The sequence below is a fragment of the Brevibacillus sp. FSL L8-0520 genome, assembly GCF_037963895.1.
GTDB lineage: Bacteria > Bacillota > Bacilli > Brevibacillales > Brevibacillaceae > Brevibacillus > Brevibacillus borstelensis.
The window spans coordinates 1,496,696-1,519,527 of sequence record NZ_CP150171.1; the positions used below are offsets into that span (position 1 = coordinate 1,496,696).

At 52.3% G+C, this 22,832-nt stretch carries 21 protein-coding genes; 14 read left to right on the top strand and 7 right to left on the bottom strand.

Translation table 11 applies throughout. The features are described 5' to 3' along the window. Window positions 1–13: 13 nt before the first annotated feature. Together NSQ24_RS07625 and NSQ24_RS07630 are read right to left on the bottom strand one after the other, a co-directional pair. On the bottom strand, window positions 14–154 hold the full coding sequence (locus NSQ24_RS07625) for a hypothetical protein (protein WP_155807931.1): 141 nt from the start codon (window positions 152–154) through the stop codon (window positions 14–16). Continuing rightward, entirely contained in the window at window positions 117–1,061 is a 945-nt protein-coding gene (locus NSQ24_RS07630) for a DMT family transporter (RefSeq protein ID WP_003387971.1), read from the bottom strand. Before NSQ24_RS07630 ends, NSQ24_RS07625 begins: the two co-directional genes overlap by 38 nt. 125 nt (window positions 1,062–1,186) lie before the next feature. Between NSQ24_RS07630 and NSQ24_RS07635 the strand changes: the two genes are divergently transcribed. Then, window positions 1,187–1,933 carry an N-acetylmuramoyl-L-alanine amidase gene (locus NSQ24_RS07635; protein WP_003387970.1) on the top strand — a complete coding sequence of 249 codons (747 nt, stop codon included), beginning with the start codon at window positions 1,187–1,189 and terminating at the stop codon, window positions 1,931–1,933. Here the strand turns inward: NSQ24_RS07635 and NSQ24_RS07640 are convergent. Next, a complete protein-coding gene (locus NSQ24_RS07640) occupies window positions 1,910–2,749 on the bottom strand; it encodes a divergent polysaccharide deacetylase family protein (RefSeq protein ID WP_024983181.1) in 840 nt (279 codons plus the stop codon). The genes NSQ24_RS07635 and NSQ24_RS07640 overlap by 24 nt on opposite strands. Before the next feature lie 141 nt (window positions 2,750–2,890). Here NSQ24_RS07640 and polA point away from each other — a divergent pair, with 141 nt between their 5' ends. The 9 genes from polA to argH all read left to right on the top strand — a co-directional run bounded on the left by polA (window position 2,891) and on the right by argH (window position 13,177). Then, entirely contained in the window at window positions 2,891–5,539 is a 2,649-nt protein-coding gene (polA, locus tag NSQ24_RS07645) for a DNA polymerase I (protein ID WP_339167556.1), read from the top strand. A gap of 165 nt (window positions 5,540–5,704) precedes the next feature. After that, window positions 5,705–6,574, top strand: a complete 870-nt coding sequence (gene mutM / locus NSQ24_RS07650) for a DNA-formamidopyrimidine glycosylase (protein WP_003387967.1) — start codon at window positions 5,705–5,707, stop codon at window positions 6,572–6,574. A 4-nt stretch (window positions 6,575–6,578) separates the two neighbouring features. Continuing rightward, window positions 6,579–7,181, top strand: coding sequence for a dephospho-CoA kinase (gene coaE, locus NSQ24_RS07655; protein WP_003387965.1), 603 nt, complete (start codon window positions 6,579–6,581; stop codon window positions 7,179–7,181). After that, complete coding sequence (locus NSQ24_RS07660; protein ID WP_039071172.1) at window positions 7,178–7,741, top strand: lytic transglycosylase domain-containing protein; 564 nt, start codon at window positions 7,178–7,180, stop codon at window positions 7,739–7,741. Before coaE ends, NSQ24_RS07660 begins: the two co-directional genes overlap by 4 nt. A 122-nt stretch (window positions 7,742–7,863) precedes the next feature. Next, window positions 7,864–9,159 carry a hypothetical protein gene (locus tag NSQ24_RS07665; RefSeq protein WP_003387963.1) on the top strand — a complete coding sequence of 432 codons (1,296 nt, stop codon included), beginning with the start codon at window positions 7,864–7,866 and terminating at the stop codon, window positions 9,157–9,159. 229 nt (window positions 9,160–9,388) lie between these two features. After that, complete coding sequence (locus tag NSQ24_RS07670; RefSeq protein WP_003387962.1) at window positions 9,389–10,216, top strand: transporter substrate-binding domain-containing protein; 828 nt, start codon at window positions 9,389–9,391, stop codon at window positions 10,214–10,216. A 96-nt stretch (window positions 10,217–10,312) separates the two neighbouring features. Next, the gene (locus tag NSQ24_RS07675) at window positions 10,313–10,972 is read left to right on the top strand and encodes an amino acid ABC transporter permease (RefSeq protein ID WP_003387961.1); all 660 of its coding nucleotides are present in this window, start codon (window positions 10,313–10,315) and stop codon (window positions 10,970–10,972) included. Between the two features lie 29 nt (window positions 10,973–11,001). After that, window positions 11,002–11,730, top strand: coding sequence for an amino acid ABC transporter ATP-binding protein (locus NSQ24_RS07680; protein WP_031932247.1), 729 nt, complete (start codon window positions 11,002–11,004; stop codon window positions 11,728–11,730). A 28-nt stretch (window positions 11,731–11,758) separates the two neighbouring features. After that, window positions 11,759–13,177 (top strand): argininosuccinate lyase, encoded by a 1,419-nt coding sequence (gene argH / locus NSQ24_RS07685; protein ID WP_327927672.1) that lies wholly within the window; start codon window positions 11,759–11,761, stop codon window positions 13,175–13,177. Between the two features lie 274 nt (window positions 13,178–13,451). On the opposite strand, the gene NSQ24_RS07690 is transcribed toward argH, so the two are convergent. Further along, the gene (locus tag NSQ24_RS07690; protein WP_003387958.1) at window positions 13,452–13,892 is read right to left on the bottom strand and encodes a VOC family protein; all 441 of its coding nucleotides are present in this window, start codon (window positions 13,890–13,892) and stop codon (window positions 13,452–13,454) included. Window positions 13,893–14,658: 766 nt separating this feature from the next. Between NSQ24_RS07690 and NSQ24_RS07695 the strand changes: the two genes are divergently transcribed. Next, window positions 14,659–15,705, top strand: a complete 1,047-nt coding sequence (locus NSQ24_RS07695) for a glyceraldehyde-3-phosphate dehydrogenase (protein WP_003387957.1) — start codon at window positions 14,659–14,661, stop codon at window positions 15,703–15,705. Between the two features lie 84 nt (window positions 15,706–15,789). Here NSQ24_RS07695 and NSQ24_RS07700 read toward each other — a convergent pair whose 3' ends face one another. Then, a complete protein-coding gene (locus NSQ24_RS07700; RefSeq protein WP_024985259.1) occupies window positions 15,790–17,235 on the bottom strand; it encodes an IS1182 family transposase in 1,446 nt (481 codons plus the stop codon). 246 nt (window positions 17,236–17,481) lie between these two features. Then, a complete protein-coding gene (locus tag NSQ24_RS07705; protein ID WP_003387956.1) occupies window positions 17,482–18,612 on the bottom strand; it encodes an HD-GYP domain-containing protein in 1,131 nt (376 codons plus the stop codon). A 136-nt stretch (window positions 18,613–18,748) separates the two neighbouring features. On the opposite strand from NSQ24_RS07705, the gene nrdR reads away from it, so the two are divergent. The 3 genes from nrdR (at window position 18,749) to dnaI (ending at window position 21,878) form a co-directional block, all read left to right on the top strand. Further along, the gene (gene nrdR, locus NSQ24_RS07710) at window positions 18,749–19,222 is read left to right on the top strand and encodes a transcriptional regulator NrdR (protein WP_024983186.1); all 474 of its coding nucleotides are present in this window, start codon (window positions 18,749–18,751) and stop codon (window positions 19,220–19,222) included. Between the two features lie 228 nt (window positions 19,223–19,450). Next, complete coding sequence (locus NSQ24_RS07715) at window positions 19,451–20,929, top strand: DnaD domain protein (protein WP_003387954.1); 1,479 nt, start codon at window positions 19,451–19,453, stop codon at window positions 20,927–20,929. 7 nt (window positions 20,930–20,936) lie between these two features. Further along, the gene (gene dnaI, locus NSQ24_RS07720; RefSeq protein ID WP_003387953.1) at window positions 20,937–21,878 is read left to right on the top strand and encodes a primosomal protein DnaI; all 942 of its coding nucleotides are present in this window, start codon (window positions 20,937–20,939) and stop codon (window positions 21,876–21,878) included. On the opposite strand, the gene NSQ24_RS07725 is transcribed toward dnaI, so the two are convergent. Then, the gene (locus NSQ24_RS07725; RefSeq protein ID WP_003387951.1) at window positions 21,879–22,490 is read right to left on the bottom strand and encodes a YdcF family protein; all 612 of its coding nucleotides are present in this window, start codon (window positions 22,488–22,490) and stop codon (window positions 21,879–21,881) included. Window positions 22,491–22,832 lie beyond the last annotated feature (342 nt).

The window sequence follows — 22,832 nt, forward strand, 5'->3', positions numbered from 1 at the left end:
AGCGGTCAAGCGATCAGGAAAACACCTTGATGATCCAGTACACGATACGGCCGACGATGTAGCCGAGAAAGATCGTCCAGCCGATCTTGGCCCAGACGCTTAACCCTTTGACGTACTCACGCAAGCTTTTTCGGCGGGGAGGCAGTTGGTTCACCGGATTCCACTCCTTTGGATGTTTGATTGTTGCGGATAAACAGGTAGATACCGGCCAGAATGATCAGACCGCCGACATACTGCGGCATGGTGACGACCTCTCCGAGGATAAAATAAGCGAGAATGGCAGTTCCGATCGGCTCGCCGAGAATGCCCATGGAGATCGTCGTCGTGTTCAGCCACTTGATGATCCAGTTCAGGATCGAGTGGCCAAGCAAGGTAGGGAACAGCGCCAGGCAGAAGAACCAGCCCCAATTCGCTGCAGAATAGCCCGTGAGCGAATACCCGAATGCCAGATCGTACGCCACCAGGATGACGCTCGTGATCGAGTAGACGACCAATGTATAGCTGAAGGAAGAAAGGTATTGGCGAATATACTGGGCGATCAGCCAGTAGCCGGTAACAGTAGCGGCTCCGGCCAAAGCGAGGATGTCTCCCCACAGGGCCATGCCCCCGACGCGAAAGTCGCCCCAGCCGATGACGAAGCTGCCGGCGATGGCGAGCAGGCCGCCTGTCAGCGCGAGCGGGCGCAGCTTTTCCCCAAAGAAGAAGTACCCGCCGATAAAGGCGAACAGCGGCTGCAAGGTTACCAGGACAGTCGAGCTGGCTACGGATGTATAGTTGAGCGATTCGAACCAGAGCAAAAAATGGCTGGCCAAAAATGCGCCGGACAGTGCGCAAAGCAACCACTGCTTTCGCGGCATTCGCACAATTTCCGCTATGGCTCCCCGATTCCAGAACAGCAGCGGAAGGGTCAAGACGACCGAGAAAACGAGTCGGTAGGTCGCAATGATCGGCGAAGGCGCGTCAGACAGCTTGACGAAAATGGCAGATGTCGATATCGCTAAAACTCCGAAAAATAAGGCCAAATACGGAGGAAATAAAGGCTTGTCTAACGGCTTGTTCATGGGAAGCACCTCTTGTCATAATCGCTCGCATGAATCTTATTGTACCTGCCTTGCGGAAAATTCACAATCGTTGTACGATGCCAGATCAAGGATAGAATGGCCGGGTGAGAGGCAATTCTAACACTATGAGAAAACGATGGCTGTTTTTGATGCTGAGCGCTTTCCTTCTTTTGCTGCCGGAGCCCGCTGCCGCAGTGCCGCTAACCAATGTCCAGGTCTTGATCGATGTGGGGCACGGAGGTGTGGATTCGGGAACATCTCACGGCACGATTTTCGAAAAAGAGATTAATCTGGAGGTGGGCAAACGCTTATATCGGATTTTGACCGAACAGGGGTACAGAGCAGTCCTCAATCGGGATCGGGACGTTGCCTTGAGCGATGAAAATCAATGGTTGAACAATCCCTCCAGACATATCCGCGATTTGGCCCAACGACGACAGTTGGCCAAAGAGATCAGGCCACAGCTGATGATCAGTCTGCATGTCAATTGGTCTTCCGACGGCAGAAGACGGGGACCGGTGGTCATTTACCAGCAAAATGAACAAAGCTACTGGCTCGCCTCCCTGCTTCAGGATGCGATGAATCAGATGGCGAAGACAAACAGCCGACCCGTAAAGGGAAGGACGTACTATCTGCTTCGCCACGACTATTGTCCGACTGTCATTGTGGAGATGGGGTTCATTAGCAATTACGCTGACCGCACCATGCTGACCAATCCCGAGCAGCAGGAAAAGCTGGCCCGGGTGATCAGCGACGCTGTTGGCGAATACCTACTCCTGACGGGCGAGCTCGCCGGAGATGGCAGCCGTGCATCAATGGGAGAGCAAAAGCGCACCTGGTGGGAACGTTTATGGCATCCCGTTCGAAATTAACATGGAAATCGTTACAAACGACGCCTCCTTCTGTATCCGCGGTATGTACTCGGACAGGACGGAGGCCGTCTTTTTTCCCGGAGGCCCTACGTGGCCGATCGCAATATGCACAGGTCCGGCTTTGCTGTCGATCCGTTTGCACAGCCGCTCCATCTGCCGGGTGATGTGCGACAAGGTGTAGACGTCATCCAGAAATATTCCGTTTTCCAGATAAGGAACGCCCAGCTCCTTTGCGATCTTTTGCGCCACGCTGCGTGCCGTGGTTTTGCTGTCCAGGTAAATGAGGCCGCGTTCCTTGCAAACCTGCAGGACAATTCGCATCACGCGCTCGTCTGCGGTCGCCTTGGAGCCCATGTGATTATTCATGCCGATTGCATGAGGAACGTCGTCAATCGCATTTTCCACACGCTTGCGAATCTCCTCGTTGCTCATTTTCGTGGTAATCCCTCCTGGCCCCATCCAGGACGCCTTTCCTTTCATCGGCTCCATGGGCAAATGGACAAACACATCATGCCCCTTTTCATGGGCAAGCTCCGCGTCCCGCTTGGTGCTCGGCAGAAAGGGCATGACAGCCACCGTCAAAGGCACGGGCAAAGCCAGGATCTCTTCTGTTCCCTCCATGTTGTTGCCAAAGTCATCGATGACAAACGCGACCTGATTGGCTTTTGGCCCAGAAACCGGCTTGAGCGGGGGACGTTCAATGACATCCTGAGCACTTGTCGTTCCCGCCAACATACTGATGGACACGATCATGCTTGCAATCGTGAACGCGAGTGTTTTTTGCAGGCTTCCCCGTTTATCGAGTGTCATGTGCATCGCCAGCCTTTCTTTTTCCTCTTAGTGTGTGTCAGCCAGCCGCCGATTACCCGACTTGCTTGGCAACACCTGAGCTTTGCCGTTATCCGACCCCTATGGTAAGATGAAGGATAGCGAAAAAAGTGAGAGGGTGCGGACAAAATGAGCCATTTGGTGTTGATAGACGGGAACAGTATCGCCAACCGGGCGTTTTACGCTTTGCCGCTTTTGTCCACATCAGCGGGATTGCACACAAATGCGGTACTGGGCTTTACCACCATGCTGCTCAAGGTGCTGGACGAAATGAAGCCGACCCATGTGCTGGTTGCGTTTGATGCGGGCAAGGTGGTGTTTCGCCACAGCGAGTTTGCCGAGTACAAGGGTGGCCGGAGCAAAACGCCTCCGGAATTGTCGGAGCAGTTCCCGCTGATACGCGAGCTGCTGGACGCATTTTCGATCCAGCGGTTTGAGCTGGAAGGGTATGAAGCGGATGACATCATCGGCACCCTGACGCTCCGAGCGGACGAAAACAATTGGAAAACGACGGTTATCACCGGGGACAAGGACATGCTGCAGCTTGTTTCCGACAACGTCTCGGTCGCCTTGACGCGCAAAGGCGTGAGCGAGATCGAGATGTACACACCACAGGAAATCTCCGAGAAATACGGCCTGAAGCCGCTGCAGATCATCGATCTGAAGGGACTGATGGGGGACAGCTCGGACAACATACCGGGCGTGCCCGGGGTGGGTGAAAAAACAGCGCTGAAGCTGCTGCACGAATACGGTTCGGTCGAATCGGTGCTGGAGAATATTGATAAGGTGTCGGGCAAAAAGCTGCAAGAAAACCTGCGGGAAAACGTCGACAAGGCAAAGCTGAGCAAGGCGTTGGCAACGATCATGCGCGACGCTCCGGTGGAAGTGGATGTGGAAGAGACCGCCTACGCCGGCTATACAGCCGATTCGGTTATTGAATTCTTTAAAAAAATGGAGTTCAAATCCCTTTTGTCCAAAGTAAAAGGAACAAGCAATGCGGTTGAGGGCGAGCAGCGGGATGCCGCTCCGTTTGCCTTCGATGTGGTCTACAGCGGGGATGCGGAACGCTTTGAGGACAAGCTGACCTCGCCGATGGCGGTCTGCGTGGAGATGGACGGAGAAAATTACCACCGAGCGCCGATTTTGGGCTTCGGTCTTGCTGCAAAAGGCGTTTCGCTCTACATTCCTTTTGATGTAGCCAAGGAATGGTCCGCTTTCCGCCAGTGGCTGGCAGATGAAACGAAGGAAAAGTGGGTATTTGACGGGAAGCGCGACACGGTCGGATTGGCATGGCACGGACTGGACATGGCCGGCATCGGCTTTGACATTTATTTGGCTTCTTACCTGCTCAATGCGGCAGAGAGCAGTCCGCAGGTGTCGGATATTGCCGTTCACTATGCGGATATGCGGGTAATGCCGGACGAAGAGGTCTACGGCAAAGGAGCAAAGCGGCTCGTCCCGGAAACGGATGTACTGAGCGAACACGTGGCATTGAAGGCTGCCGCCATGTACCAGAGCGTACCGAAGATCAAAGAAGAGATGGGCGCAAGCAAGCTGGATGAATTGCTTGACCAGATGGAAGGACCGCTCAGCCTCGTTTTGGCCACGATGGAAAAACAGGGGGTCAAGGTAAACGAGCAGCGGCTGCAGCAAATGGGTGAAGAACTGGACGCCCAGCTGGAGAAGCTGACCGGACAAATCTATGAATTGGCCGGCACGTCTTTTAATATCAACTCGCCGAAGCAGCTGGGGGAAATCCTGTTCGACAAGCTGGCCCTTCCGGTGTTGAAAAAAACAAAGACGGGGCCGTCCACCAGCGCCGACGTTTTGGAAAAACTGGCCCCTTACCATCCGATCATTGAGTCGATCCTTCACTTCCGTCAGCTCGGCAAGCTGCGCTCGACGTATATCGAAGGGCTGACAAAGGAAATCCATCCAGGCACGGGCAAGGTTCACACCATTTTCAACCAGGCGACGACAGCGACTGGCCGCTTGTCCAGTACGGACCCCAACCTGCAGAACATCCCGATCCGTCTGGAGGAAGGACGGAAAATACGGGAGGCGTTTATCCCGTCCGAGGAAGGATGGTTCATGCTGGCGGCGGACTACTCCCAGATCGAGCTGCGGGTGCTGGCTCACATCTCGGGGGATGAGAATCTGATCGACGCTTTCCAAAAAGGAATGGACATTCACACGCGGACGGCGATGGATGTGTTTGACGTTTCCGAGGACGAGGTCACTTCTCTCATGCGGCGCCAAGCAAAGGCCGTCAACTTCGGTATTGTTTACGGCATCAGCGACTACGGCTTGTCTCAGAATTTGAATATTACCCGCAAAGAAGCCGGAGAGTTTATCGAGCGTTACTTCGCCGTTTTCTCCGGGGTCAAGCGATACATGGAAGACATCGTCAAGCAGGCCAAGGAAGACGGGTTCGTCACGACGCTGCTGAATCGCAGACGGTATCTCCCGGACATCAAGAGCAGCAACTTCAACCTGCGTTCCTTTGCAGAGCGGACAGCGATGAACACGCCGATCCAGGGTACGGCGGCTGACATTATCAAGCTGGCGATGATCCGCATGCAGGAGAGCTTGCAGGAAAAAGGCCTGAAGAGCCGCATGCTGCTTCAGGTGCATGACGAACTGATTTTTGAAGTGCCGACAGAGGAATTGGACATCATGCAGCAGCTCGTCCCCGATGTGATGGAAAACGCCCTGAAGCTGGAGGTTCCGCTGAAGGTGGATGTCAACTACGGGCGAAGCTGGTACGAAGCCAAGTAACGAGCAAGGAACGAACAAGGAACGAGGCGGAAGTGCCCAGGGCAACTGCAAGCCGGCAAGCCGAGGCCACTGCTGACACGGCAAGCCGGGTTCACTGCATAAGAGACAAGCTGTGCTTTTGCTTTGCGCAGGCATGACAAACAGACAACAGGAGGAGGGAGAGCCATGCCGGAATTGCCAGAGGTGGAGACGGTGGTGCGTACGCTGCGCCAACTCGTCTTGGGAAAAACAATCGGGAGCGTCAGCGTACTGCTGCCGCGAATCATCCGCAGACCGGACGATATGGAAGAGTTCAAAGCGATGCTCGTCGGGCAGACGATCCATGAGATCAAGCGTCGCGCCAAATTTATCCAGTTCATACTGGATCGGGACGTGCTGATCTCTCACCTGCGGATGGAGGGGCGCTACGGTCTTTACCGCTCGGATGAGCCCGTCGAAAAACATACACATGTGATCTTCCATTTTACCGATGGAACAGAGCTGCGGTATCGCGACGTCCGGCAGTTCGGGACGATGGATCTCTTTCCGCTCGGCAAGGAGACCGTAGAAGGTCCGCTTGCCAAGCTCGGTGTCGAGCCATTGGCAGAGGAGTTTACGCCAGAGGTGCTGCGCAGTCTGCTCAAGGGGCGGACAACAAAAATCAAGCCGCTTCTGCTGAACCAGGAATGTATCGTCGGTTTGGGGAATATTTATGTGGACGAGTCCCTCTTTCGGGCGCGGATACATCCCGAGCGTCCCGCCGGAAAGCTGACCGCCCAGCAGGTAGCGAAGCTGCACGAGGCGATTGTAGCCACGCTCTCCGAAGCTGTCGAGCAAGGAGGCAGTTCGGTCAAGTCTTACGTAAACGGACAAGGCGAGATGGGCATGTTCCAGCAATCGCTACTGGTTTACGGACGCAAGGGAGAGCCATGCGTAAACTGCGGTACGGAAATCATCCGCTTTGTCGTTGGCGGAAGGGGGACGCATATTTGTCCCGCTTGTCAAAAGACGGCGGTCACGCGAAAAAAAGGGGCTCAGCAGCCAAAAGGAGGGTGAGCGGATGATTCTTGGACTGACAGGAGGCATAGCCACTGGAAAAAGCACGGTTACGGCTATGCTTCGGGAGCAAGGAATACCTGTCATCGATGCGGATCAAATTGCCCGTGAAGTGGTTGAGCTGGGCAAACCGGCTTATGAAGCCATTGTTCGCCACTTCGGAAAAGAGATTTTGCTCCCAGGGGGACAGATCGATCGAAAAAAGCTGGGGGAAATTGTTTTCTCGGATGAAGCGGAGCGTCAAAAGCTGAATGCGATCGTTCACCCTGAAGTCCGCCGCGTCATGCGCGAGGAGGCGGAGGCAGCGGAGAAAAACGGCGCCAAGATTGTGTTTATGGACATTCCGCTGCTTTTTGAAAGCAAGCTGCAGCATATGGTGGACAAGATTGTCGTCGTCTACGCCCCCGCCCATCTGCAATTGGCCCGGATGATGGAACGCGACGAATTTGAGGAAGAACAGGCGCAAAAGCGTTTGCGTGCGCAATTGCCGATTGAGCAAAAACGGGCTGATGCTGACTTTGTCATCGACAATACCGGTTCACGGGAAGAGACCGAGAAACAAGTAATCCAGCTGCTGGGCCGGTTAAAGGCGGAAACGGCTCCATGAAAAGGAGCAAGCGAGCGGCAGTCTTTCTGTTTTTTTTGATGGCTGTTTTCTTCCTGATCAATTCACCGATTGTCTGGAAATGGATGTACCCGATCAAATACCAAAAGGAGATCCTGGAGGCGTCCAGCCGCTATCAGGTAGACCCGTACCTGATCTTGGCAGTGATCCGCTCCGAAAGCGGTTTTGAGACGGACAGAGTATCGAGGAAGGGCGCCATCGGACTGATGCAGGTGATGCCTGATACGGCGGAGTGGATCGCGGAACAAGCCGGTCTGGGGCCAGCGGATGAAAAGTATTTGTACGACCCGGTGACAAATATCAACATGGGCACGTGGTATCTCTCTTTTTTGGAGAAGCGGTATGAGGGAGACGTCGTGAAAGTGATCGCAGCCTACAATGCCGGACCGGGCAAGGTGAGCAGCTGGCTCATGCGGGAACAGTGGGACGGCAAGCGTGAGACGATCGAAGACATTCCGTTCGGGGAAACACGCCAGTACGTCCAGCGAGTCCTTTACTACCATGATCGATATCGGAGCATCTATACGGATCAATTGCAATAAGCCGCTCTCTTGTCAAAAGGAGAAGCGGCTTTTGCTTTTTGTCTCAAACGGAGGTTTAGCGAAATCGAGCGCGATCGATTATACTTAGTGTACTTTTACGAAACTGGGAAAGTAGGTATCGTATGCACAGGATCGGAGTCGTCGGGCCGCAGCCATCTGTGGAACGGATGATTGATATGGGCAAGGCATTTGAGAAGGACATGCGTTTTTATCCCTATCCCTACGAGAGGTTTCAAGAAACGCGCGAGCTGGTGAAGGCCAACGATCATCAGGTGGATGTATGGCTGTTCTCGGGGAAGCTGTCGTATATGATCGCCAGACAGGAGCTTGGCAGTGCGGAAAATATGGTGCATGTCCAGCATACGGAAGCGAGTCTCTACAAATGTTTTTTGATGATGGCAAAAGAACAGGGAAGATTTCTGGAGCGGGTCAGCATTGACGAGCTGGAAAAGACGCAGCTGGATTATGCGCTGCAGCAGCTGGAGATGGAGCATCGCGACGTTTACCTGAAAATTTACGACGTAGATACCAATCCGGAGGAGCTGCTCGACTTTCATTTGCAGATGTGGAGAGAAGGCAAAACGGACGGGGCCATCACCTGTTTCGAAGGGATTTACAGAGGTCTGAAAGCGGCGGGAGTGCCGGTTTACTGGTTTACCCCGACACGACTGGAGATTTTGCAAACGTTTCGGATCGTGGCCGAAAAAGTGCGGACCCTGTATTTCAAGGATACGCAGATCGGGGTCGAAATCATCGAGATCGAGCATTTTGACAGGGTCGCGGAGAAAGCGAAAAGCCCCTATCACCTGCAGCATCTGGAGCTGCGCCTGAAGGAAGCGCTGCTGCATTTGTGCGAAAAGCTCAACGGTTCGCTTTTGGAAAAAGGGAATGGACGCTACGTTGTGTTCAGCTCCCGGGGAGCGATTGAACGGGAGATTGACATTTTGCGTGAGACGATCAGGCAGTTGTCGCTCGTCTCGGAGTCGATGGTAGCGGTCGGCGTCGGATTTGGGGAGACGGTGTTTACAGCGGAAGTCAACGCTCGCCGCGCGATTGGGCAGTCAAAGGAAAAAGCCGAGCGGGGAATTGTCATCGTCCAGGAGGATGGCACCGTGATCGAAGCGGCTGGCCTGGAATCGGAGCTTGCGTATTCATACCGCATGCAGGACCAAGAGTTTCTGGAAAAGCTGAAGAAGGGAAATATCAGCGTCAGAACGTACAACAAGATCGAGGCATTGATCCGGAGAATGGGGTGGAGCGAGTTTACGACCAAGGATCTCGCACTGCACCTCCATCTGGACGAGCGGAATGCACGGAGAATTGTCGCATATTTATGCGAAGTGGACCTCGCGGAATGCATAGGCGAAGAATCAGTATCCACACGCGGAAGGCCGAGCAAAATCTATCGATTGAAATAAATGAACAAGCACCTGTCTCTTGTACCGCCCAAATAAAAAGGGCGGTTATTTTTTTCGTCATATGGAAAAAAATTCGTACATGATTTATATTTATTCAGTATTATGTTTTTTTAATCGAGGTGAAAAAAGTGTTGAAATACTCAAAGTATTCCTTATAATACTTATATCAGGGTATTTACCCTTAAATAACCCTAAAATTGATCGCTTGATGCCGGAAAGGAATGTTTCTATGAAAAAAGTACTTATCGTTCTGTTGTCTCTGCTTTTGGTCGTACTTGCCGCCGGGTGTTCTGGGGAAACTGCTGCACCGGGTCAGCAGGTCCCTTCCACCCTTGACCGGGTGAAAGAGAAAAAGAAGCTGGTCATCGGTACCGGTGTCGCCTATCTGCCGTTTGAAATGAAAGACAAGGATGGGAACTTTGTCGGCTATGACATCGACATGGGGAATGCCATCGGGAAGGCGCTGGGCGTAGAGGTAGAATTCAAGCAAATGAAATTCAGCGGGTTGATTCCGGCCCTGCAGACAGGTGACATCGATATGGCCATTGCCGCCATGACGATCCGCGGCGACCGCGCGCTGTCTGTCAGCTTCTCGGACCCTTACTATTCCACCGGACAAATCATCATGGTACCGAAAGCGGACAACGTGACAAAATCCTGGCAGGACCTCGATCAGCCAGGCAAAAAAATCGCCGTATCGCAAGGCACGACAGGAGCCCTTTTGGCTAAGCAAATTTTCAAGCAAGCCCAGGTCATGGACTTTGAAAACGTCGCTTCCGCTGCGCTGGCGCTGAATCAGGGACAAGCAGACGGGGTCGTGACAGAAGAAGTGGTGGTTCGCGAATACGAAGCGCAAAAAGACTACAGCGTCAAAGGCATCTATGACCTGATCTCTGCGGAAAATCTGGGGATTGCCGTTCAACTGAATGATTTTGCCACCTTGCAATGGCTGAATACATTCCTGGCTGCCTACAAAAACAGCCCGGAAGACAAGGCATCCATCGATAAATGGTTTAACTCTAGCGATTGGAGAAGCAATGTGGAGCAGAAGAAATAGGAGCACGGGTTTGTCCTCGCCGGGAAGAGCCGATCGTCTGGTTCTTCCCGCCTCTGTCTTATCAAGAAAAAATGTTGCAAGTGGGAGGGTGAGCATGTGAATTACCAGATGGACTGGAGCGTCATCACCGATAATTTCGACATTTTCATGGAAGGATTATTGGTTACCTTGAAAATCTCCGCGCTGTCGCTTGCGATCAGCATACCGATCGGGATCATAGCCGGTTTGTGCCGGATCTCCCGCAATCGTGTCCTCTCGTTTTTGGCGGCAAGCTATGTAGAGGTCATCCGGGGGATTCCGCTGTTGGTGCTGCTTCTGTGGATTTTCTTTGTTCTCGGCAAATTTATGAAGCTTGGATCGTTTTGGTCGGCGGTTATCGGTCTTGCGGTGTTCTCCGGCGCCTTCGTGGCGGAAATTGTACGGGCTGGAATTCAGTCTGTGCCGCGAGGGCAGATGGAAGCGGCCCGGTCTTCGGGGATGAATTACTTTCAGGCGATGAAGCTGATCATTTTGCCGCAGGCCTTGCGAAAGGTGCTGCCGCCGCTCGCTTCCCAATTCATCATCCTGATCAAAGATTCGTCGCTTGCCTCTGTCATCGCCGTCGTCGATCTCAGTCTAGTCGGACACAATCTGGTTGCGACGACATTCCGCGTACTGGAGGTATGGACGTTTATCGCCGCGGTGTACTTCGTCATTACATTCAGCCTTTCGCAGATCATTCGTTACTTTGAGCGGAAGTACCGCGTGCTGGAATAACTTTTGACAAGGAGAAGGAGGACTGCTTCATGATTTCCATCCGGAACGTCTCCAAAAGCTACGGGCAGGTAAAGGTCCTGCACGATATTGATCTGGAGATTCCGCAGTCGCAGGTGTTTGCCCTGATCGGACCGAGCGGAGCGGGGAAAAGTACGCTGATCCGCACGATCAATGCCCTGGAGGATATCCAGGAAGGGGAAATTTTGATCGACGGCGTCTCTGTCCATGACAAAAAAACGGATATCAACAAGCTTCGGGCCAACATCGGATTCGTCTTTCAGTCGTTCAACCTGTATCCGCATTTGACGGCTCTCGAGAATGTCACGATCGCTCCGGTCAATGTGAAAAACGCCAATAAAAAGGAAGCGGAAGAAAAAGGAAAAGAACTGCTGGCTTCTCTCGGGCTGGGTGACAAATTCGCCTCCTATCCGGGCCAGCTGTCGGGCGGGCAGCAGCAGCGCGTGGCGATTGCCAGAGCGCTGGCGATGGACCCGAAGGTCATGCTGTTCGACGAGCCCACATCGGCGCTCGATCCGGAAATGGTCAAGGAAGTGCTGGATGCCATCCGCAAGCTGGCATCGACGGGTATGACGATGGCCGTCGTGACCCACGAGATGGGCTTTGCCAAGGAAATATGCAATCAAATCGTCTTTATGGCGGAAGGAAAGATTGTTGAAGTGGCGGAGCCAAAGGAATTTTTCAGCAACCCGAAAACGGACCGGGCGCAAGACTTCCTGGCGAAGGTGCTCAACCACTGATCGATTGAACCAAAAGGAGAGAAGCAGGATGAAACTATGGGGCGGACGTTTTACCAAGCCGACGGACAAGCTGGTCGAGGAATTTACCGCTTCGATCGGCTTTGACCAAAAGATGGCGGCAGATGATATCCGTGGCTCGCTGGCCCATGTCAAGATGCTGGGCGCTTGCGGCATTATACCGCAGGAGGACGCTGACACGATCTCTGAAGGGCTGCGGGGCATTCTCCAGGATGTCCGGGAAGGACGGTTTGTGTTCTCCGTCGAAAACGAAGACGTCCACATGAACATTGAAAAAAAACTGATCGAACGGATTGGTCCCGTGGGCGGCAAGCTGCATACCGGCCGATCCAGGAACGACCAGGTGGCGACAGATATTCACCTCTATCTGCGCCGTGAAACGAAACAGATCATCGCGCTGGTGACAGAGCTGCTGCAAGCCTTGACGGATTCAGCGAGGGAGCATCAGGACGTGATTATTCCCGGCTACACTCATCTGCAGCGGGCCCAGCCAGTGCTCCTGGCCCATCACCTGCTCGCGTATTTCGGCATGTTTGCCCGCGATGCGGAAAGGCTGCAGGATGCGCTCAAACGGATTGACATCCTGCCGCTGGGAGCCGGGGCATTGGCCGGCACGACGTTTCCGATCGACCGGGAGCTCGTCGCCAAAGAACTGGGCTTTGCACGCATGTACGACAACTCGATGGATGCCGTGAGCGACAGGGATTTCGTCCTGGAATTCCTCGGAGCTTCCTCCATTTTGATGATGCACCTGTCCCGCTTCTGCGAAGAGATGGTGCTCTGGTCGTCCACCGAATTCGGCTTCGTCGAGCTGGACGACGCGTACTGCACAGGCTCCTCGATCATGCCGCAGAAGAAAAATCCCGATGTGGCCGAGCTCTTGCGCGGAAAAACCGGCAGAGTGTACGGCAATCTGTTCGGCCTTTTGACCGTGCTCAAAGGATTGCCGCTCACCTACAACAAGGATCTGCAGGAAGACAAGGAAGGCATGTTTGACACCGTAGAGACGGTAAAAGGAGCACTGGCCCTGTTCGCGGGGATGGTCCGCACGATGGAAGTCCGCCGGGAGCGGCTCGCGCAGGCAGTCAAGGAGGATTTCTCCAACGCGACAGACCTCGCAGACTACCTGGTGCGAAAAGGCATGCCGTTCCGCCAGGCGCACGAGGTGATCGGAAAGCTGGTCTTGTATTGCATCACCCAGGGCAAATTCCTCGCCGACCTCACACTGGAGGAGTACCAGGAGCACAGCCCGCATTTTGAGCAGGACGTGTATGCAGCCATCGACGTGAGGACAGTGGTCGACGCCCGCGACGTCTTCGGCGGCACCGGCAGCAAGCGCGTGCAAGCGGCCATCGAGCGTGCCGACAAAGCCATCTCCGAGCTAAAGGACTGGGTGGACGAGGCCATGAAAGTCGAGCCGCTGGACTAAGCGGCGAAGAATTTTGAAACAATGAAAAAGAACAATGCAAAACACGGGTCGCCTACACAGGGGCCCGTGTTTTTTTATAAGCGATAACTTTTAACTTTTAATTTTAAGCACTCGACTGAATAAAATACGAGAGCTCAAGCGGTCAGGATTGCTGGCCAAGCGGCTTTCTTGCTTGCTGACAGTATTCACTGTCAGGAAATCTCCTGCAGAGCAATGCTATCCGGCAAACTCACGATTGCCGCCTACTATAGTTCACGTTATAAACTGCTTCTGTTTAGGACAAACCTTCTCCCCGCTTCATTCTTTGAGAAATGGGGTGATCATCTTTTAGTTCCAGCAAATCCCACAGGTTCCCGTACAGATCCTTAAATACCGCAACCATTCCATATGGTTGCTCTTTGGGTTCTCTCACAAATTCGATACCTCTGGAAACCATTTCATGATAATCTCTCCAAAAATCATCTGTATGCAAGAAGAGAAAAACTCTGCCGCCTGTCTGATTTCCGACAAAGGGCTCTTGTTCAGGCTTGGATGCCCTTGCAAGCAACAACGTCGTGCCAGCCGAACCGGGGGGAGATACTACGACCCACCGCTTATCTTGCTCTGGTTGGTAGATGTCCTCTACTAATGTGAAATTCAGCTTTTTCGTATAAAACTCGATTGCCTCATCATAATCCTTCACAACGAGAGCGATATGAACGATTGACTGTACCATATTTTGAACGCCTCCAATTATTTTGACTTGCTTCAATCATACTTGCGAGCACATCCAAATGAATAGTTGAAGTATCTATGAAAGTAATTATCACATATCGTTTCCTATCCAACACCTGATCTTCCAATAAACAATAGTAGATTCTTTTTTTTTTGACTTTATCTTCTGCAATCGTGGAATCAACTGATAAGCGTCCCCAAACATAGCTGCCGTTGGCGAATCACCGCCAGCCAAATCCAGTTATTTGAGCAAACAGCAAACCACCATGATTCGCTCTCAAAAAAAGACGGCCAAAGAAAAAAGCTGTAGAGATGAAAAAGGGAGAAAACAGCGAAGGTCTTTGGGACACTATCCAGGCCGACTTCCAAAAGCGAAACACGTTTTTAGCGTCCAACCTCTGAGTTGCCCCCTGAATATACTGCTTTTGGACGCGGTTTCGCTTTTGGAAGCCGGCCGGACAGAGTAGCTTCCATGCAGTGTCCCACCGAACCTTGAGCCGTTTTCTCCCTTTTTCATCTCCTCCACTAAAGCCCCTCAATGAGTTTTTATAGGCCTCTCCAAATAGCCAAAAGCAGGCAAAAATCAGGCCGAAGAGAGGCCCGAAACCAGGGAACGTCAGGACAAATCAGCGGAAATTCAGGACAATCGCATCAGGCAAATCGTCCAAATATTTATTTTTCAGTAAAACACATTGATAATTGTGTCATACTTATTATAATAAGAGTAACGGATAAGTGTAACTCAATAAGGGAAGGGGTTTCTAAATATGACTATCAAAATAGGTATTAATGGTTTCGGCCGAATTGGGCGCATGGTATTTCGCCGCGCCGTTCAGGACCCCAACATCGAAATCGTCGCTATCAACGCAAGCTATCCGCCCGAAACACTCGCACACCTGTTGAAATACGACACCATTCATGGACGGTTTAACCATAAAGTGGAAGTACAAGACAACAAAATCATCGTAGACGGAAAACCGACCGTTGTCCTTTCTGACCGCGATCCGCTCAAGCTGCCTTGGGGAGAGCTCGGCGTGGAAATCGTGGTGGAAGCAACCGGAAAGTTCAAGGACCGCGAAGGGGCAGGCAAGCATCTTGCGAGCGGTGCGAAAAAAGTAGTGATCACAGCTCCCGCCAAAGAAGAAGACGCAACCATCGTTATGGGGGTCAACCACGATATTTACGATCATGAGAAGCACCACATCGTCTCCAACGCATCCTGCACGACCAACTGTCTGGCACCGGTTGCCAAGGTGCTGCATGAGGCATTTGGCATCGAGCAGGGCCTGATGACGACTGTACACTCCATCACCAACGACCAGGTAAACATCGACAATCCGCATAAAGACTTGCGCCGGGCTCGTGCAGCTGGCGAATCGATCATTCCTACAACGACTGGTGCAGCTCGTGCCGTAGGAAAAGTATTGCCAGAATTGAACGGCAAGCTGAACGGTTTTGCATTGCGCGTACCGACGCCAAACGTTTCCGTGGTCGATCTGGTGATCAATACCAAAAAGCAAGTTACTGTAGAGGAAGTAAACCGCGTGTTGCGTGAAGCGGCGGACGGCAGCATGAAGGGGTACATCGAATTTTGCGATGAGCCGCTCGTGTCCAGCGACTTCAACGGCAATGACCACTCTTCTATTATCGACGGTCTTTCCACTCTCGTAATGGGCACCAACCAAGTCAAAGTAATCGCCTGGTATGACAACGAGTGGGGCTACTCCTGCCGCGTAGTCGATTTGGTTCGCCACGTCTCCGAAGACCACAATCAGGCTCGCCAAGAGGCAAAGGCAGCAGTCGCAGCGAAGTAATGCAGAAGCTTAGAGAATGGAAACACAGAATCAATGAGCGGAATGAAACAATAAATTGCGAAAACCCCCAACTGCTTGGGGGTTTCAGGTTGCAGACAAACTCCCTCGCTGAACGAACAGCAGAGGGAGTTTGTTTAATAATTTGATGAAAATACCGAAGGTGTTTTGATCGTTCACCTTTTGGCGACCTGATTTCCATAGCCAGGTCGCCATTTTTTTCAAGTTCATGGCAGCGAAAACAAGCATCGCCTGCATCGTGACCTTCTCCAGTCCTCGTAAGGTCGTCCAACGCATGCCATGCTTTTCCTTCATATCAGCGAATACACGTTCAATCGTTTCTTTCCGTTTGCTATAGATTTGTTTGTTTTCCTCGGTATGCCGGAGGTGGTCTACCTCTTCGAGGTAATCAGCCCAGATGTGGCGACTCACTCTCTTTGTGTAGTCTTTACTTTCCGTGCATTGTTTCAAGAACGGACAACTTCGGCAAACTTGAGAATTTGATCGATAGATACGGTACCCATCCTTGTTTGTTGTCTCATATGTTAAGATTTGCTCGTTCGGGCAGATGTAGCAGTCGAAATATTCATCATACACATATTCGTGCTTTTTAAAAAAACCTTCTTTGGTGCGTGGTCTTGTGTAGGGCATAACGGGGCGAATCTGGTCATCAAGGAGTGTTTTACTGATGTAAGGCGTCTTGTATCCCGAGTCCACTGCCACAGCTTGAGGCTGTGCAAACGTCTTTCGCACTTGATTCAAAACATCCTCAAAAACCTGACTGTCATGCACATTGCCTGGCGTTACCTTGGCACCAAGCACAAATCCATTTCGATCACATGCTGTATGAAAACTATAAGCAAATACACGTTCCTTTTCCCCTTTTACAAACAATCCGCAATCCGGGTCAGTTGTGCTGACTTTCACCTCCTTCTTCGAAGTTTCTGTCTTTTTTTCAAGGGGCTTCTTTCCATGTGCAATACGATCCTGATTGATTTCTTCGTCCAGCAGCTCTTGATATTTCTTCGCTTGTTCTTCAACGATTTCTTTCACGTATTTATGCTTATTCGCACTGGCTTTTACATGCGTAGCATCAATGAAAAGCACATCAGGCTTCACGAATCCATGATGAACCGCCTCCTCCAATATTCGAAGGAAGATCGACTCGAAGAGTTGAGTATCCCGAAAACGGCGAACATAGTTCTTGCCTAGGGTCGTGAAATGGGGAATGGGCTGACTGAAATCATAGCCAATAAACCACCGATAGGCAACATTGGTTTCGATCTCTTTAATCGTTTGTCGCATGGAACGAATTCCAAAAATATATTGGATGAAAGCAATTTTAACTAAGACTACAGGGTCAACACTGGGTCTGCCATTGTCATGACAGTAGAGGCTTTCCACCAAGTCATAGATGAACGAAAAGTCGATTGCATTTTCAATTTTTCTTACGAGATGATCTTCTGGCACCAACTCATCTAGCGAGAATGCAGATATCTGATAACGCCCTTCGGCCTCTTGCTTATTAAGCATAATGCCACCTCTAAAAAATAACTTTTGAAAACGTAACATGTTCTATATTCAACAAAAAAGCCTGCAGACCCTGTTCCTTACGGAACTTTGTCTACAGGCTGAAACCCCCAACTGCTTGGGGGTTTTTTGTGTACCATACTTACGCTCCCGTTACAAAAGCCACGCACAAAAAAGACGCAGATACAATTTCTGCGTCCTGTCTTCGAAATCACAACTCCTGGCAGAGGGAATTCCCAAGTAATGGAATTACGTCGTCTTGCTCTCCGACAATCCTCCGAGGGAGAAGAGCTGATCGTCCTCAAATCCGACGATAAACAGCTTGATATTCGTCTTCAGATCCAGATCATAGCTTGCCCGCACGTCATTCCCGCGCCCGTCCTTCAGGATTCGGACGGTCGGACGATGGCAGTACTCCGGATCGACGCGGCAGACGACGCCTACCTCGCCCGTGTTGAGCACCACGCTGCTTCCGATCGGAAAAATCGCGATGTGGCTGCGGAAGGCATTGATCAGCCGATGTTCAAACAAATGGCCGCCTGAGCCGAGGAGATATTCGAGAGCATCCTGCGGCATGTAGCGCTTGCGCCATGGACGCGGAGAAGTAAGCGAGTCGTAAATATCGCAAATGCCAACAATTTGTGCATATTCGTGAATATTCTTACCCTTTAGGCCCTGTGGATATCCGCTGCCGTCCAGACGTTCGTGGTGCTGCAGGCAGACGTGCGCAGAGAGAAGTGAAATATCGTGCTGTTTGCGCAATATATTGAATCCCAGAATGCAGTGCTGTTTGGCAGCTTCCATTTCTTCCTGATTCCAGCGCTCGGTCTTTTTCAGCATCTCGGCGGGCAATTCCACCTTGCCAATATCGTGCAGCATTGCCCCAATCCCGAGCTCCATCAACTGATTGCGATTGTAGCCAAGCGACATTCCCACGGCGGTAGACAGCACCGCGACATTGACGGAATGATGGTACAGAGATGGGGAGTGAGTAGATATATTGGCCAGATGCATGACGATTTGTCTGTTTTGCATCAGGTCGTCCAAGATGGAGCCGAATGCTTGTTGAAAGTGCAGCCCCATTTCCTTGAGCGAAATTTTGCGGGCCAATTTATTGGAATTGGTGATCTGTTTGACGGTTTTCTCAATGGTTTCGACAGCAACCTGACGGGTCTCCGGACGAATGACATCCTCCACCACAATATCGGCCGTGCGCGGATCGTCTATGTACAGAGAGTCAATACCGGATCGCTGCAATCCCTGGATCAGGCGATCGGTAAGCGTCATTCCAACGCCGAGCAAAACCTTGCCGTCTTCCGTAAAGATCGTGCGTCCCACTTTCATCCCGGGTTGCACATGTCTGATTGAAACTAATCTCATACGAATCCCTCCAGCTTGTACCATTATTGTACTCCAATAGTCAGGTGCATGAAATAGGTAGAAGGATTGACTTGACTTTGGCTGTCAAATTGAGGGACACTATTAAAAGTATTGACAGTATTGGAGTTGATTTCGGATGCGATGTCCGTTTTGCGAGTATAACGGGACTAGAGTCCTAGATTCCCGCCCTTTTAACAATAACAAGTCAATCCGACGTCGACGCGAATGTGAAGAATGCGAGCGCCGTTTCACCACGTTTGAAGTGGTCGAGGAAACACCGCTGCTGATCATTAAAAAGGATGGAACACGAGAAGAGTTTAGCCGGGAGAAGGTACTGCGCGGGTTGGTCCGGGCATGCGAGAAACGGCCTGTCACGCTCGAAGTCTTGGAAAATGTGGTAAATGAGATTGAAAGAGAGCTCCGCAGCTGCGGTCAAGCCGAAATACCAAGCAAGGATGTCGGGGAGAAGGTCATGGAGCGTTTGTACCATGTGGATGAAGTGGCATATGTCCGCTTCGCCTCGGTCTACCGCCAGTTCAAAGACATCAATGTTTTCATGAAAGAACTGGAGGAGCTGCTGTCCCAGGCTCGCGGCAACACGGAATCATAAAAAGCCACTGCGGTCACCATAAATTTTTCTGGGTACTTAGTCTCAGGCGACAGGCGCTTCAGCCTCCGCCTTTTTTGGCATACAGACGAAAGGCAGCCCATATTCGACGGACCGAGACGGCATGCTTTGCAGCCGCTTCGGCTCCCGGCTTCCAGTCACTCTCGTATCTATCACCAGTCAGACATGCTATAATAGGAGAACCAGAATGGACAGGAAGGAACAAGATACATGCGCCGTCTCGTTTGGAACGAACTGATGCCCAAAGATCGTTGCGTGGTCCGAATGATGAGACCTCTCAGCTTCGCCGAGCTGGGCTACGTCACGCAGCTATATTTGCCGATCATCGGTTCAGATTCGTTTTCCCTCTATCAACTGCTCGTTCACGAGGTGCAGGAGGTAAGCGGGGCCGCAGCTGAAAGCACACACCGCAATCTGATGCTGATGAGCGGACTTACACTGGATCGACTGCTCTTGGCCCGTGAGCGGCTGGAAGCACTCGGCCTCGTCACAGTCCGGCGCAGGGAAAACCTGCAGCGAGACTACTTTTACGAGTACATGGTGAAGCCTCCGCTGACACCGAATGAATTTTTTGCGGATTACGTATTGTCGCTCATGTTGTTAAACAAGATTGAAAATATTCGTTACCAGCAGCTCAGACAAAAATATGCGGATCACTTGGGAGCGGCTTTGGATCAGGAATATACGATCACCGAAGATGTGACCAAGGATTTTCACGAAGTGTTTCAATCATTGAAAGCTTCCGAGCTGGAAGTGCATCGGGGCTCGGAGCGGGAGCAGTTCCTCTCGGAGATGGAAAAGAGCTATCCTCCCGCACCGATGCAGGCCGGGTTTGAGCCTGCCGTGGACCATCCGCTCAGCCTGTCTTCGCTGCGTCACTACCTTCCGGACAACGCCAAGTCCGACAAGGTGTTTTCCAAAGAAGGCGTCGAGGTTCTGTACAGGCTGCAACATTTCTACCAGTTGGACAGTTGGGGACTGGGCCAGGAGCTCAGAGACTGGACGCTGTACAAGCCGGACGGCTCGCTGGACAGCGAGGTGCTCCGCAAACGGCTGATTCAACGCTATACCGACGACAAGCTCGTGCGGATAGCGCCGAGCGCGGTTCCCGGTGAAGAGGAATGGGGGCCGGGCCAGCTTCCTCAGCCAGGCAGCGAAATGTTCGTCCGGGTCTGCCGCCAGCTCTCTCCGCTGACGCTGCTTGAAAAGGTCGTCGGAGGCCGCGTGAGCAAAGTATTTCTGGAGCGGGCGGAGAGCCTGCTGTTCAACGACGGGATGACGGTCGAGGTGGTCAATGCGCTGCTGCTCCATACGCTCAGCAGCATGCAGATGGAGCTGCCAAAGGCTTACATGGAGACAATCCGCGACAGCTGGAAGGCAAAGCGGATTACGACAGTGGACGAAGCCGTCCGCCAGATACTGGAGCGGGCCGACCAAAAGGCTCAGCATGCGGAGAAAACAAGACAAACAAAAACGGGCAAGGATACACCGGTCCGCCGAAATGGCCGCGCCGTTTTGCAGGACAAGCTGCCTGCCTCGGTAGAATGGCAGCTTTCCCAGGAGCAGCAGCGGGAACAAAGCGATCAGGAGACGCCACAAGCAAAGCCGGAGCGGGTCAAGACGATCGAGGATGATCCGGAACTGAAAAAGATGCTCGAATCCCTCAGGAAGCGGCAGAGAGGAGTGTAAAAGGCAGATGGAATCAATCGGTGAATTTATGCAAGAGCTGGCCAAGCGGACGCCTCGGCAGCTACTGACGCCTGACCAGCAGCTGGACAAAATGTTCCGTTCATCCGGGTACCTCCAGGCGTTTCAGCAGGCGCATCCCGAGCTTGGCCGCGATGACTATCTCAAAGCGCTCTCCAGCGTCTATACCGCTGTAAAGGAGCAATACTGGTGCGAGCGCTGCCCAGGGCTGGAGAAATGCCCGAACCTGGTCAAGGGACACAGGAGCAAACTCGAAGTAACTCAAGGTTCCATCGTCAGTCCGATTACGCCTTGTGAAAAGCAGCAAGTGTACGAGGAAGACCAGCGCCGCCGCCGGCTGATGCGCAGCTACTATATTTCCGAAGAGACGATGCAGGCCAGCTTTGAAAAACTGGAGCTGGATGCGGAGAATCGGGCCGCTGTCGCAGCGGGGATATTATTCAGCGAGCGGGCAGGAACAGGGGAAAAGCTGAAAGGCTTGTACCTGCACGGACCGTTTGGAGTCGGAAAAAGCTACCTGATGGGGGCGATTGCCCGCGAGCTTTCCGAACGGAACGTGCCTTCGCTGATGGTCTATGTGCCGGATTTCATCCGGGAGATGAAAGACTCGCTGGCTGACCATTCCCATTCGGCGAAGCTGGAGGTCTTGAAGGAAGTGCCCGTGCTCATCCTCGATGACATCGGGGCGGAAAACCTGACGCCATGGGTGAGAGACGAGATTATCGGCGTCATCTTGAACCATCGCGTCAACAATCACCTGCCTACCTTGTTTACTTCCAACTACTCGCTGGAAGAGCTGGAGGAGCACATGTCCATCTCCAACGGCAACCGGATCGAACGAACAAAGGCGGCTCGCGTCATGGAGCGAATCCGCCATTATGTCGATGTATATCCGATTATGCGAAAAAACCAGCGGATCGAAGGAAAATAGTCAAAACGGATGAGAGAGGTGCCATTTGGTGAGAGCCAGCACCTCTCTTGCTTTATGGTAAGGGCCGTACAGGACGTGGGATTTCACTCCGACGGGCGAAGCGTCTATTTCCATCGACTCGGCCATGTCGACCGCTCGCGCCAGGTGGTAATCGTGACTGACCACGAGAGCTTGCGACAGCCCGTGCTGCTGCATGATTTCCTTGCTGAAAAGCAGGTTTTCGTAGGTGTCCCGGGCTTGATGCTCCATGAAGATCCGATCCTCGGGCACCCCCTGTTCAACCAGATAGTTCCGCATGACGGCAGCTTCCGTGGACGTTTTCCCTTCGCCAAGCCCCCCCGTAACCAAGAGGTATGGTACATACCCCTCCCGATAAAGCTCCACCGCCTGGTCCAGCCGCTCCCGCAGTCCCGGACTCGGACGGTCACCCCAGACGCCTGCACCGAGAACGATCGCCACATCCGCCTTTCGCGGCACAGCCTCCTGAATCGTGCGCTCGATTTTCCACAAAAGATATCCGGACCAGCAGCCCAAGATCACGATACAGGCAGCGAGGATTCGAAATATTCGCTGCTTTCGGCTCTTGCTGGGCTTTATGCGGGATGGATTCATTCGAACTGACCTTCCATCGTTATTTCCTGTTTGTACATTCATTTTTCCTCAAGCTCCTGTATCAATTATGTAGAATCGGCTGGACCAAAAGAATCGTCCGAACCAATGAAAAATGCCCAGCCCGCCCCGACGGCTGCTTTTTTTGCGGAAAAGGGTGCCTCCTGCGGACGCGGTACACGTTCGGTACTTCGGCACACGCTCGGAGCTGTATGGCTGCAGTCGGACCACAAGACACGTCATGGATTTGGTCGAGCAGCTTTTCAAGTATTAATGACGATTCTAGCTTGAAAAGCGTTACGGGAGCGCATGTTTTTCCGGGGAGTTTTTCCAAAGGCGGTTCCT